At 65.8% G+C, this 12,971-nt stretch carries 11 protein-coding genes; 4 read left to right on the top strand and 7 right to left on the bottom strand.

The genetic code is table 11. The features are described from left to right. Nucleotides 1–203: 203 nt before the first annotated feature. From ACWEO2_RS37840 to dnaK, 5 genes are all read right to left on the bottom strand, one after another. Nucleotides 204–1,373, bottom strand: a complete 1,170-nt coding sequence (locus ACWEO2_RS37840; protein ID WP_452409764.1) for a globin domain-containing protein — start codon at nt 1,371–1,373, stop codon at nt 204–206. Nucleotides 1,374–2,036: 663 nt separating this feature from the next. Further along, a complete protein-coding gene (locus ACWEO2_RS37845; protein WP_355181587.1) occupies nt 2,037–2,438 on the bottom strand; it encodes a heat shock protein transcriptional repressor HspR in 402 nt (133 codons plus the stop codon). Then, nucleotides 2,438–3,601, bottom strand: coding sequence for a molecular chaperone DnaJ (gene dnaJ, locus ACWEO2_RS37850; RefSeq protein ID WP_354954772.1), 1,164 nt, complete (start codon nt 3,599–3,601; stop codon nt 2,438–2,440). Before dnaJ ends, ACWEO2_RS37845 begins: the two co-directional genes overlap by 1 nt. Before the next feature lie 24 nt (nt 3,602–3,625). Further along, complete coding sequence (grpE, locus tag ACWEO2_RS37855) at nt 3,626–4,309, bottom strand: nucleotide exchange factor GrpE (protein ID WP_452409765.1); 684 nt, start codon at nt 4,307–4,309, stop codon at nt 3,626–3,628. Beyond that, nucleotides 4,306–6,156: a molecular chaperone DnaK gene (gene dnaK, locus ACWEO2_RS37860; protein ID WP_355181583.1), complete on the bottom strand. Its 1,851-nt coding sequence runs from the start codon at nt 6,154–6,156 to the stop codon at nt 4,306–4,308. The genes grpE and dnaK overlap by 4 nt, the downstream gene beginning before the upstream one ends. 578 nt (nt 6,157–6,734) lie before the next feature. Here dnaK and ACWEO2_RS37865 point away from each other — a divergent pair. Further along, a complete protein-coding gene (locus ACWEO2_RS37865; RefSeq protein ID WP_452409766.1) occupies nt 6,735–8,390 on the top strand; it encodes an FAD-binding oxidoreductase in 1,656 nt (551 codons plus the stop codon). 16 nt (nt 8,391–8,406) lie between these two features. Here ACWEO2_RS37865 and ACWEO2_RS37870 read toward each other — a convergent pair whose 3' ends face one another. Then, nucleotides 8,407–8,883 carry a MarR family winged helix-turn-helix transcriptional regulator gene (locus ACWEO2_RS37870; RefSeq protein WP_452409767.1) on the bottom strand — a complete coding sequence of 159 codons (477 nt, stop codon included), beginning with the start codon at nt 8,881–8,883 and terminating at the stop codon, nt 8,407–8,409. A gap of 114 nt (nt 8,884–8,997) precedes the next feature. Between ACWEO2_RS37870 and ACWEO2_RS37875 the strand changes: the two genes are divergently transcribed. The 3 genes from ACWEO2_RS37875 (at nt 8,998) to ACWEO2_RS37885 (ending at nt 12,421) form a co-directional block, all read left to right on the top strand. Continuing rightward, a complete protein-coding gene (locus tag ACWEO2_RS37875; RefSeq protein ID WP_452409768.1) occupies nt 8,998–10,707 on the top strand; it encodes an MFS transporter in 1,710 nt (569 codons plus the stop codon). 1 nt (nt 10,708) lies between these two features. After that, nucleotides 10,709–11,005, top strand: a complete 297-nt coding sequence (locus ACWEO2_RS37880; RefSeq protein ID WP_452409769.1) for a hypothetical protein — start codon at nt 10,709–10,711, stop codon at nt 11,003–11,005. Nucleotides 11,006–11,260: 255 nt separating this feature from the next. Next, nucleotides 11,261–12,421, top strand: a complete 1,161-nt coding sequence (locus ACWEO2_RS37885; RefSeq protein ID WP_452409770.1) for a zinc-binding dehydrogenase — start codon at nt 11,261–11,263, stop codon at nt 12,419–12,421. A 9-nt stretch (nt 12,422–12,430) separates the two neighbouring features. Here the strand turns inward: ACWEO2_RS37885 and ACWEO2_RS37890 are convergent, their stop codons facing one another. Continuing rightward, nucleotides 12,431–12,958, bottom strand: coding sequence for an NUDIX domain-containing protein (locus ACWEO2_RS37890; RefSeq protein ID WP_452409771.1), 528 nt, complete (start codon nt 12,956–12,958; stop codon nt 12,431–12,433). Between the last annotated feature and the right edge of the window lie 13 nt (nt 12,959–12,971).

Consider the following 12,971-nt stretch of genomic DNA (forward strand, 5'->3'; position numbering starts at 1 on the left):
CGAGGGTGGCCGAGAACAGCAGTCGCTGACCGTCTTTCGGCGTCCGGTCGAGCAGCTTGGTGACCTGGGGCAGGAAGCCCATATCGGCCATATGGCGCGTCCGAGTCGTCGAAGCGCATGCGACGCAGTCGCAAGTCTCGACGGCTCGGACGCGAGACAACAGGGGGCCGCGAACACGCCGCGCCGGAGGCGCGGCCAAAGATTCAGAAGAGCGGGTCGTGGCGGATGTTCTTGGTTTGGGTACCGGCGGCCATCAATCGGAACTTGGTGGTCTGCACCATCGAGGGTGAGCCGACGATCTGCACATCCCGGTCGGCCCAGGAACCGTAACTGGCGACGACCTTGCCGATCTGGCCGGTCACCCGGGCATCCAGGCCCGGCCAGATGCGTTCGGGCTCGCCGGAATCCAGATACCACCAGGGGTTTTCATCGCTCTCGGTGACCGGGGTGACGGTGAGCCACTTATTGGCGGTGGCCAGTTGGCTCAGGATCTCCAGATCATAGAGATCACAGGGATGGTGTCCGCCGACGAACAGGTGCACCCGAGGATTGATGCGCCGCTGTGCCATCGCCATGAGCTGGGCGCGCAGGGGTGCGATGCCGGTACCGCAGCCGACCATCAGCATTTTGCGTTTCACATTGCGTGGTATGCCGAGTCCGCCCAGGGGTGAACCGAGGAACCACTGGTCACCGACGGCGGTGTGGCCGACGATGGCCGGACTGACCCAGCCGCCTAGCACTCCGCGGACATGGAATTCGATCTCCCCGTTCGCATTCGCGGGCACTGCCGGGGACATATAGCGCCACATGCGCGGCCGGGACGGAATCTGCACGCTGATGTACTGGCCAGCGGCGTACTGCATCGGCTGATCTAATTGCAGCCGGACGACGGCGAGATTGCGCAGCACCTCGCGGCACTCGACGACGGTTCCGGACCAGACCGATGGCGCCGATTCCTGTTCGGCCGCGCCGATCATGGTGTCGCCGATGATCTTCAGGCCCTCATCCCACGCCCGGTCGACCTCGTCGGTCCACATCTCGGCGCCCGCGAAGATCCGCATCGCGGACTTCAGCGAGGTGGCCACGGCGGTGTAGTGCGCGGCCTGTACACCGTACTTGCGGTGATCCCGCCCGAGTTGGGCGAGGAATGGCAATAGTTTGTCCGGCTCCTCGAGCCGATCCAGCGCATAGGAGATGGCCTTGACCAATCGGTCACGCTGCGCGTCCATGGCCGCCGGAAAAAAGTCCCTTGCGGCGGGGTAGTTGGTGAAAAGGATTGCGTAGAACGAACTGGCTAGTTTGGCGGGGCCGCCCTCCTCCGCAGCAACCGCCTTGAACGTTGTTCTGATCAAAGCGACCGTCCGCGAATCCATTTGTGTCACAACCCCTTTTTGCGCTCGAACACAATCCGTGGCCGACAAGTGAGGTGCTGCGGGACACTCGACAGCAGCCAATGCGAACGAGTGTAGGCGAGGTTTGCCAGCTACGGAATCAGTCGGATAAACATCAAGCATGTAATTCGGTTGAAACGGCGGTCAACACCACGAAAACCCTTGAAAACAAACCGAAAGAACGAACACGGCGGCGAAATCCGTCACATAACTGCCGGTTTCGCACGGCCCGTTTTGCAAGATTCATCCCATTGCGCCTCCGAGAGCGATTCCTCGGCAATCCGCGCGCCGCAACCGCTTACCCGGCTCGGGCAAACGCCGCGCATCCCGCCGACTTGGCGACCGACGAAATCGCACGGGCGATCCGGCGAATAGTTTGCTGAAATACCGCCCGCAGCAAACTTCACAGGTCGGCACATCATCGGCAACCCCATCGGTGGCGAGCCGACGCCGCGCAGCCACGAACCACCTGCCGGATGCCGAAATCCGAAGTCAGGAGTTTGCTCGAGTACTGCCAGCAGTTATTCGCCGCGGCAGCGGTTACGGCGTTGCCGCATAACGCATTTACCCATCGGCGAAATGACAACGGCTCCGAGCTCGGTTGTGTACCGAATCCCGGAGCCGTTGCTTTTGCCGAAACGCCTTTCAGCGCCGATTGCGCGGCTTCCACACCACCAGTGCGGTACTGCGTTGCGGCGGCGCGAGATCGGGGCGGTACCCCGCGCGCAGCCGATCCAGCTCGGCCGACATTTCGGCGACCCGCTGTTGCAGTTCCTCGACCTGATTGGTGAGTTCGATGATGCGCTTGATGCCCGCCAGGTTGACGCCCTCGTCCTGGGACAGCCGCTGCACCTCGCGCAGCAGCTCGACGTCCCGTGCCGAATAACGTCGACCGCCACCCGAAGTCCGTTGCGGCGTAACCAGTCCCAGGCGGTCATACGTGCGCAGTGTCTGCGCGTGCATACCCGCCAGCTGGGCCGCGACCGAGATCATGAAGAACTCGGCCCGCGCGGACCCACCGGATGCCTGCTTCGGATTATCGGACATCACGCACCTGCCCATCCTGCACGCGGATCGAACCCGCTGGTCTTCTCCGCCTCCGCGAACCGCTTGAGCGCCTCGGTGGCATTGTCGTCCAGCTTCTGCGGCACGGCCACCTTGACGGTGACGAGCAGATCGCCCGCCCCGCCGGCGGGGCCGCGCTTGGGCACGCCACGGCCACGCACCCGCAGGATGCGGCCGTCCGCGGTGCCGGGCGGCACCTTGACGCCGACGCGCCCTTCCAGCGTGGGCACGGAAACCGTTGTGCCCAGCACCAATTCACTGTAACTGACCGGCAGCACCAGGGTCAGGTCATCGCCATTGCGGCCGAAGACCTTGTCCTGGCTGACGTGCACGGTCACATAGAGGTCACCCGAGGGCGCACCACGCAGCCCGGCCTCACCCTGTCCGGCCAGCCGGATCTTCTGCCCGTCGCTGACACCGGGCGGAATCCGCACCGTGATGGTGCGCGTCCGATTCTGGATGCCGCTGCCGTGGCAGTCGACGCACGGGTCATCGATGATCGAGCCGGTACCACGGCATTCGTCGCACGGCTCGCTGAAGCCGAACGCACCCTGGTTGCGGCTGATCACGCCGTTGCCATTGCATACGGGACAGACTCGCGGACTGGTTCCCGGCTTGGCGCCGCTGCCGTGACAGGTGGTACACGGCGACGGACTGGTCATCCGCAGCGGAACGGTGACGCCCTGCGCGGCCTCGCGGAACCCGAGGGTCGTCTCGGTCTCCACATCCGCACCGCGGCGCGGGCGGCTCGAGGTTCGCGTGCCGCCCCGGTTGAACAGCCCACCCAGCAGGTCACCGAGGCCACCGTCGCCCGCATTCGCCTGGCCGAAGATGTCGCCGATATTGAAGTCCTGCGAGAAGCCGCCGCCCGTACCGGGAGTGAAGCCACCGCGCCCGTATCCGCCACCCGCGAACAGCTTTCGGGTGTCGTCGTACTCCTTGCGCTTGGCCGGATCCGACAGCACGGCATGGGCCTCACTGACGGTCTTGAACCGCTCCTCGGCCTTGGTATCGCCGGGGTTGGCATCCGGATGCAAGTCACGAGCGAGTTTGCGATACGCCTTCTTGATCTCGTCCTGCGAGGCGCTGGAGGAGACACCCAGCTCCTTGTAGAAGTCCTTTTCGATCCACTCCCGTTGACTCACCGGGCATCTCCTCCTCTCGGGTTCTTATTGGTTGTTCGCATTGGCATCATCGGATGCCTCTTCTTCGACCAGATCGGCCACGCCATCGGTTACCCCGACGAGCGCGTGCCGAAGCACCCGATCGCCGAACCGATAGCCCTTGCGCATAACTACACCGATCACCGGGTCGTGTCCGTCGCCCTCGTGCTGCACGGCCTCGTGCAGGGTCGGGTCGAAGGGCTCGCCCTCGGTACCGAATTCCTGCAGACCCTGCTTGTGCAGCGCATCGGCGAGCTTGTCCGCGACCGACTTGAGCGGTCCGGTTTCGAGGTCGCCGTGGGCGCGCGCACGATCGAGATCGTCGAGGACACCGAGCAATTCGGAGACCACGGCGGCCTTGGCCGCCTCGATGGTCGCCTGTCGGTCCCGCTCGACCCGCCGCCGGTAGTTGGCGTATTCGGCGGTCAGCCGCTGCAGATCGGCGGTGCGCTCGGCCAGCTCCTTGGTGATGGTCTCGGCCAGGACGTCGGCGCCCACATCGTTACCGAGGAGGGGTTCGGTGCCGTTCCCGGCTTCCGGGCCGGGCCCGGCGGCGGGCTCTGCCGCCGCCGGTTCCCGAACCTCACCTGTCTGTGCCGACTGGTCGCTCCGCTGGCTCCGCTCCTGCGGATCGATTCCACGATTGTCGACGAAGGTGATCGGCTCCTGTTCGGAGTTTCCCTGTGTCACTTCTTCTCCGTGTCGACCGGCTCGTCCACAACTTCGGCGTCCACAACCTGATCGTCACCAGCCGAGGAGCTGGCGGCGCCATTGCCGGAGGCAGCGGACTCGGCCGCCGACGCCTCGTAGATGGCCTGGCCCAGCGCCTGCGATTCGGTCGCGAGCTTCTCCACCGCGGACTTCACCGCGGCGATATCGGTGCCCTTGAGCGCCTCGTTCGCCTCGGCGATGGCCGCCTCGACCTTGGTCTTGACGTCCGCCGGGACCTTGTCCTCGTTCTCCTTGATGAACTTCTCGGTCTGGTGCACCAGCGACTCGGCCTGGTTGCGGGTCTCGGCCTCCTCGCGGCGGGCCTTGTCCTCGGCAGCGTGCGCCTCGGCGTCCTTGACCATCCGGTCGATCTCCTCCTTGGACAGGCCGGAGCCGTCCTGGATCTTGATCGTGTTCTCCTTGCCGGTGCCCTTGTCCTTCGCGGTCACGTGCACGATGCCGTTGGCGTCGATATCGAAGGTGACCTCGATCTGCGGCACGCCGCGCGGGGCCGGGGGGATACCGGTCAGCTCGAAGGAGCCGAGCAGCTTGTTGTGCGAAGCGATCTCGCGCTCACCCTGGAACACCTGGATCTGCACCGACGGCTGGTTGTCGTCGGCGGTGGTGAAGGTCTCCGAACGCTTGGTCGGAATGGTGGTGTTGCGCTCGATGAGCTTGGTCATCACGCCACCCTTGGTCTCGATGCCCAGCGACAGCGGGGTCACATCGAGCAGCAGGACGTCCTTGACCTCACCCTTGAGCACACCGGCCTGCAGGGCGGCGCCGACGGCGACGACCTCGTCCGGGTTCACGCCCTTGTTGGGCTCCTTGCCGCCGGTCAGCTCGCGGACCAGATCGCTCACCGCGGGCATACGGGTGGAACCACCGACGAGCACGACATGGTCGATATCGGCCACGTTGATGCCCGCGTCCTTGATCACGGACTGGAACGGCGCACGGGTGCGGTCGAGCAGGTCCGAGGTGATCTTCTGGAATTCGGCGCGGGTCAGCTGCTCGTCGAGGAAGAGCGGGTTCTTGTCCGCGTCGACGGTGATGTAGGGCAGGTTGATCGAGGTGCTCTGGCTCGAGCTGAGCTCGATCTTGGCCTTCTCAGCCGCCTCACGCAGGCGCTGCATGGCCATCTTGTCCTTGGTCAGGTCGATGCCCGCGCTGGCCTTGAACTTGTCGACCAGCCAGGTCACGACGCGCTCGTCCCAGTCGTCACCACCGAGGTGGTTGTCGCCGGAGGTGGCGCGGACCTCGACGACGCCCTCGCCGATTTCCAGCAGCGAGACGTCGAAGGTGCCGCCACCGAGGTCGAAGACCAGGATGGTCTGTTCCTTATCGCCCTTGTCCAGGCCGTACGCGAGCGCGGCCGCGGTGGGCTCGTTGACGATGCGCAGCACGTTCAGACCGGCGATCTGACCGGCCTCCTTGGTGGCCTGACGCTGCGAGTCCTCGAAGTACGCGGGCACGGTGATGACCGCGTCGGTGATCTCTTCGCCCAGGTAGGCCTCGGCGTCGCGCTTCAGCTTCATCAGCACGCGCGCGCTGATCTCCTGTGCGGTGTATTTCTTGTCGTCGATGTCCACCGACCAGTCGGTGCCGATGTGCCGCTTGACCGAGCGGATGGTGCGGTCGACGTTGGTGACCGCCTGGTTCTTGGCGGGCTGGCCGACCAGAACCTCTCCGTTCTTGGCGAACGCGACGATCGAGGGGGTAGTGCGCGATCCTTCAGAGTTCGCGACGACGACCGGCTCGCCGCCTTCGAGAACGGCGACGACCGAGTTCGTGGTCCCGAGGTCGATTCCGACCGCACGAGCCATGGTTGTTCCTCCTAGTTGACGTAACTACTTCTGTCGGTGCTGGGTAATCGCGGGTTTCGGGCAATCTGCCCGCCCGGCGACATCCGTGTTCGGCTGCCGCGAGACCTCGCCCCAAGCACCTCACGGAGCACGGTCCCAGCAACGCTGAGCGTGGTCGACTCAATCCTGCACCCGATTACGGCCGGGAGTCAACTCAAACTTGAGCCGAACCCACTCAACGTTGTCGAACGGCTCAACCGGCGTCCTGCGCGATCTATTCCCGGACCGCTCGGCAGGGCACTGTCCGCCATTCTCGCCAGCCGGATGGGCGCAGGCCAGGAACGTGCACCAGTTGTGACCAACCCCGATCCAGATCCCGACGAATCCCCCTGCCCTCGGCTTATCGGACCCCCGCCTATCGCGCTCGTCACCGTCGCCGCCTGTGCACGGAAGGCGCCGGTCCGGTCGAGCCGGTCACCCGCCTCCGCATTTCGGTGGCGCTGTCGGCCCGGGATATCGCAGGTGCTTGCCCGGCGATCGGTGCTCCACGAGGATGGCGGGCGGTGGTGCGGCCGATCGGACCGCCGAGAGGAGTGGTCGTGGCGACGAGGACGCGGTCGTGGTGGGGCTGGGGCAATGTCGAGGATGCGGTCGTCGGCGCGGAGTTGGACGCCCTGACGGCGCGGGTCGCGGCAATGCTGCCGGGGGCGGATCTCACACCACACGAACCGCCATCGGTCGAATCGCTCGGGCTGCCCGAACCGCGGATGACCGCGCCGGATTCGCTCGTCGAACTGGTATCGGCGGATCCGGCCGATCGCGCGGCACACGCACACGGTCAGGCATTTCGCGATGTGGTGCGCAATCTGCTCGGTGATGTGCGCAATGCGCCGGATCTGGTCGTTCGGCCGCGCGGCGAAGACGATGTCGTCGACATTCTGGACTGGGCGGCCGGGGCGAATATCGCGGTAATTCCGTTCGGCGGCGGGACGTCGGTGGTCGGCGGGGTGGAGCCGCGATTATCGAGTACGTCATCGACCGATTCGGCCGGCACGAACCGCGATTCCGACCGGGCGGCAGGCGAATACGCCGGGGCGATCAGCCTGGACCTGAGCGCTCTCGATCGCGTGTTGGAAATAGATCGGACCAGCCGGGCCGCGCGCATACAGGCCGGAGTGTTCGGGCCGGCATTGGAGGATCAGCTGCGCGGCGCGGATCTGACACTGCGGCATTTTCCGCAGTCGTTCGAATTCTCGACCCTCGGTGGCTGGCTGGCCACCAGGGCCGGTGGGCATTTCGCCACGCTGTACACCCATATCGATGACCTGGTCGAATCGATGCGGGTAGTGACACCGACGGGCATCAGCGAATCGAGGCGGCTGCCCGGATCCGGGGCAGGGCCGTCGCCGGACCGGATGTTCCTCGGGTCCGAGGGGATCCTCGGCATCATCACCGAGGCGTGGATGCGCCTACAGGGCCGACCACGTTGGCGCGCAACGGCTTCCGCACACTTCGACGATTATGCGAAGGCAGTTGCCGCCACCAGGGCCATCGCACAGTCCGGTCTGCACCCGAGCAATTGCCGACTGCTCGATCCGGCCGAGGCATTTCTCAATGCCGGTGCCGCCACCAGCGGGGGCGTACTGGTACTCGGATTCGAATCCGCCGATCACCCGACGCGCACCTGGATGGAACGCGCGCTGGAGTTGGTCGCCGAGCACGGCGGCACTCTGCCCGAACCCGCGCGCTACACCGAATCGGCCGTGCGCCAACCGAGTTCGGGCGCGGCCGATACCTGGCGATCGTCCTTCCTGCGGATGCCCTACCAGCGCGACGCCCTCGCGGCCCGATCGATGATCACCGAAACCTTCGAAACCGCCTGCACCTGGGACAAATTCGACAACCTGAAGGCATCGGTGACCGAGGCCGCGAACGCGGCCATCCGGTCGGTCGGCGCCACCGGCGTGGTGACCTGCCGCTTCACCCACGTGTATCCGGACGGTCCGGCACCATATTTCGGCATCTACGCCACGGGTCGCTGGGGCAGCACGCTCGCGCAGTGGGACGACATCAAAGCCGCTGTCTCCGAGGCACTCTCGGGTGCGGACGGGACCATTACCCACCATCACGCGGTCGGCCGGGATCACCGACCGTGGTACGACCGACAGCGCCCCGACCCGTTCGCGAATGCGTTGCGGGCCGCCAAATCGGCGCTGGATCCGGCCGGAATCCTCAATCCGGGTGTACTGATCTGATGCCGTAGCTCAGCCGCTACCCGGCCTGGAGGCCGGGATGAATGTCCGGGATCAGCCCATTGCCCATCGCGGTGCGCTGTAGGAGCTTGACGAGCGTCGCGCGCTCTTCGGGATCGAGCGATGCCGTCACATCCACATCCAATCCGGCCGCGATCTCCTCGGCCTGCGCGAGCAGCTTGTGCGCGGCCGGGAGCAGATAGACCGCGTGCGCCCGCCGGTCGGTCGGATGCTTGCGGCGCTCGACGAGTCCACGCTTCTCCAGTTCGTCGACGAGCCCGACCATCACATTGCGGTGAATCCGCTGCGCCTCGCACAGTTGCTGCTGCGATTGACCGTCGTTCGCGAGCAGTATCCGCAGCGTGCCGTAGTGGCGCGGGCTGATGCCGAGCGGCGCGAGCAGGTCGGTGAACCGATAGCCGACATGGAAGCCCAGCTGCCCGAGTAGGAAGGCCGGATGCTCGGACAGCGGCACGAAGGTCGGATCGTCGGTCACCAACCCAGCATACCCCAATCAACGCACTTTTAATGATTGCACACTTGATTGATAATCACTTCGTGTGCATAGTTTTGAGGAGTCGTCACATCCCACCGACCGAAAAGAGCTCCCGTGGATACCGACATCGCCCCGCACGCAGCCGCCCCACCACATCTCGATCCGCGCCGCTGGATCGCCTTCGCGGTCGTGCTGGCCGCCGGGTTCATGGACCTGCTCGACGTCACCATCGTCAATGTCGCGGTGCCGAGCATCCAGACCGATCTGGACGCGCAGTACTCGCAGGTCGAATGGATCATCGCGGCCTATGTCCTGGCCTTCGCCGCGGTGCTGATCACCGGCGGCCGACTCGGTGACAGCTACGGACGCAAGCGCATCTTCCTGATCGGCATGACCGGTTTCACGCTGGCCTCGGCCGCGTGCGGATTCAGCACGGATCCGACCATGCTGATCACCTCCCGATTCGTCCAGGGCGCGATGGCCGCGCTGATGGTGCCGCAGATCCTCGCGATCATCCGGGCCACTTTCCCGAAGGACGAGCGCGCCAAGGCGATCGCCATCTACAGCGGCGTCGGCGGTTCGGCCTCCGCGGTCGGTCTGTCACTGGGCGGACTGCTGGTGCAATGGGATCTGTTCGATCTGGCCTGGCGGCCGATCTTCCTGGTCAATGTGCCCGTCGGAATCGCGGCATTGATCGCGGCGAGCATCGTCATGCGGGATTCGCGCTCCGCGGCCGCACCGCGGCTCGATCTGGTCGGCATGTTGCTGGCGATCTCCGGGGTCCTGCTGCTGGCCTATCCGCTCACCGAGGGGCGCCGATTGGGCTGGCCCGCATGGACTTTCGTGATGATGGCGACCGCTGCGGTGGTCTTCGGTGTTTTCGTTGCCTTCGAGCGGCGGCGCGCGCGGACCGTCGGATCCCCGCTGATCGACCTGGAGCTGTTCCGGTCCCGGCCGTTCACGGTCGGCCTCGCGAGCTGGTTGCTCTTCTGGATCGGCCTCGGCGGGTTCTTCCTGGTGTGGACGCTGTTCATGCAGGCAGGTCTCGGCTGGTCGGCCATGCGGGCCGGACTCACCGCCGTGTTCTTCGCGGTCGGCGCCGGCATCGGGGCCGGCGTCTCGGTGAGTGTGCTCGCGCCGCGCTTCGGCCGCATGGTGCTGGTCGCCGGTGGTGTGGTCAATGCCGCCGGATTCGGGCTCTATGGGTGGATGGCCGCGCACTACGGTGCGTCGATCGCCTCATGGCAGATGGTGATTCCGCTGATCATCACCGGCGCCGGATTCGGAATGGTGGTCGCTCCGACCATCGACCTCATGCTGGGTCAGGTACCGGCGCGTGCGGCGGGGGCGGCATCCGGACTGCTCAATACCGGGCAGCAGCTCGGTACCGCACTCGGTGTCGCACTGGTCGGCGTGGTGTTCTTCGGTCAGCTGGACCATGATTCGGCGCGCGGCGTCGAGGCGGTCACGCCGCAGGTGCGCAGCGAGCTGACCACGATCGGTGTGCCGGAACCGGCACAGGCGGAGATCGTCACGAATTTCCTTGCGTGCGTGCGTGATCGGTCCGCCGAGGTCGATCCGACCGAGATCCCGGCCAGTTGCCGCAGTTCCGATGCGGGCAATTACGCTGTGACACAGGTGCTCACCGATGCGGGGGAACGAGCCAACGCGGTGAATTTCGCCAACACCTTCGAATACACGCTGTGGTTCGGAATCGGCCTACTGGCCGTGATGTTCCTCGGCTTCCTCGCGCTCCCCAAGGACGCACGGCCCGAGCACCTTGAAATCGATGACCCTTTGGAACTGGTACCGACAGGAGTCTGACATGCAAGTGCTTGCCATCGGCCGCGGACAAGCCGTCGTCGACACCGCGATCAAGCTGTTGCGCGCCAATGGATTTGCCGCCGAGGGCTGCATCGCCGACGCCGACGCGTTGCGCGCCCTCGACACCGGCGAGATCACCGACCTGATAATCGGCGGCGGTGTGGAACCGAATTCCCGTGCGGCACTGAAGCAAAGGGCGGCGGCACAGCAGGTCGTCGTGCACGAAGCCCAGCGCGGCGGCCGCAGCATCGAGGAATACCTGAACGACGTGGTGATCCCGACGCTGGAGCGTCAGTAATACCGCGACGGCGGCTCCCGTATCAACGCGGGAGCCGCCGCCGTTTGTGATCACGAATGCCTGAGGTCTCCGTCAGGCACGGACGAGCCGGTCGGAGGTGTCGGGCGTGACGGTTCGTCGCAGGCCCAAGCCGGCGACGGCGGCGGCGAGGGCGACTGTCTGATCCAGTCGCGCGCTTTTCGCTGTGTCCCACGAACTCGGCAGTAGGGTGGCGGCAAGGGAAGCTTCGTGCCCGCCGATCCGAGGAGTTCGTCTATGAGGGCCGCCGTCGTCACCAATACCAAGTTCGCGGTGGAGGAACTTCCGACACCGGTGCCCGGACGCGGGCAGGTACTGATCAATGTGTCACGCTGCGGGATCTGTGGTTCCGATCTGCATGCCCGCACCCATGCCGACGAGATGGCGGAGCTGGCCGGGCGCACCGGATACGACCAGTTCATGCGTTCGGATCAGAGTGTGGTGCTCGGGCACGAATTCAGTGGCGAGATAGTCGATTACGGGCCGGGCTGCCGCAAGCGGTGGCGGCCGGGCACCCCCGTGGTGGCGCTGCCCATCGTGCGCCACGACGGCACACCACAGCTGACCGGCCTTTCGACGGCGGCGCCCGGCGCCTACGCCGAGCAGGTGGTAGTCCAGGAGTCCATGACCATGCCGGTCCCCAACGGTCTTTCGGCCGAGCACGCCGCCCTCACCGAGCCGATGGCCGTCGCCTGGCACGCGGTGCGCAAGGGGCGGGTCGGCAAGGGCCAGACCGCATTCGTCATCGGCTGCGGCCCCATCGGTTTGGCGGTTATCAGCATGCTGAAGGCGGCTGGCGTGCGCACCGTCGTCGCCAGCGATTTCTCCCCGCGCCGGCGGGCCCTCGCCCTCGGCTGCGGCGCCGATATCGTGGTCGATCCCGCGACCGGATCCCCATGGGACGCAGCGCCGAAACGCGGCCGGATCAACGATGTCACCGATATCCTCAGCCTCGGATTCGACACCATGGAACGGCTGCGCCGCATCCCGAATCTGCCGTGGTGGTACCTGTTCCGCGTGGCACACACGCTCAATGCCGCACCGGTGGGCCCGGTCATCTTCGAATGTGTCGGCGTGCCGGGCATTATCGACCAGATCATCACGGCCGCGCCGCCGCTGTCGCGGGTGGTCGTCGTCGGCGTCTGCATGGAGACCGACCGCTTCCAACCCGCGATGGCCATCAATAAGGAGATCGAAGTCCGCTTCGTCCTCGGCTACGACCCGGGCGAGTTCCGCGACACGCTGCATATGCTCGCCGATGGCAAGGTCGACCCGGCTCCGCTGATCACCGGCACCGTCGGGCTGGACGGCATCGATAATGCGTTCACCGCCCTGGCGAATCCGGAGGAGCACGCAAAGATCCTCATCGATCCGGCCAGTAGCGCGACGACGCCCTGACTGGACAGGTCAGCCGAGATGGCGGTCGCGGTCGGCCTGACGGTCCAGCCACGAGGGAGCCGCCACCTCGGTACCCGGATGGACGAGCGTGGGTTGGCCGTGTTCGAGGTAGACGGCGTGGCCCTCCATGCGGGCGCGAAAGGCCTGCCAGATGCGGCGGGCCAGGCTGGGGCGGGCGAAGGTGTCGATGGTGTCGACGCGCGCCCACTGCCAGCGCTCGAGTTCGCTCGACAACTTGACCGCCGACGCGTCGCCGAGCTCACCGCAGTCGAAGATGTAGATGATCTTGTCGTCATCGGCTTTCGGTGCCCAGTCGTGCACCAACAGCCGCTGCGGCGGACGGTCCAGGCCGAGTTCGTCCCGGACCTCGCGACGACACGCCGCAGCGGGTGATTCGCCGGGCGCGGCAACGCCGCCCGGAATCTCCCAATGGCACCTATCGGCCGAATATACGAGCAGTACGTCCTCATCGCGCACGAACAGCGCTCCCGCGGCCAGCCTCACCTGGGCGAATTGTTGCTCGTCACGGTCCGGCATCACCTCACGACCT

Source organism: Nocardia sp. NPDC004278 (assembly GCF_053602975.1).

Coding starts and splice junctions, on each gene's coding strand:
- dnaK (WP_355181583.1), bottom strand. CDS start 6,156: ATGGCTCGTGCGGTCGGAATCGACCTCGGGACCACGAACTCGGTCGTC.
- ACWEO2_RS37840 (WP_452409764.1), bottom strand. CDS start 1,373: ATGGATTCGCGGACGGTCGCTTTGATCAGAACAACGTTCAAGGCGGTT.
- ACWEO2_RS37885 (WP_452409770.1), top strand. CDS start 11,261: ATGAGGGCCGCCGTCGTCACCAATACCAAGTTCGCGGTGGAGGAACTT.
- ACWEO2_RS37880 (WP_452409769.1), top strand. CDS start 10,709: ATGCAAGTGCTTGCCATCGGCCGCGGACAAGCCGTCGTCGACACCGCG.
- ACWEO2_RS37845 (WP_355181587.1), bottom strand. CDS start 2,438: ATGTCCGATAATCCGAAGCAGGCATCCGGTGGGTCCGCGCGGGCCGAG.
- ACWEO2_RS37890 (WP_452409771.1), bottom strand. CDS start 12,958: ATGCCGGACCGTGACGAGCAACAATTCGCCCAGGTGAGGCTGGCCGCG.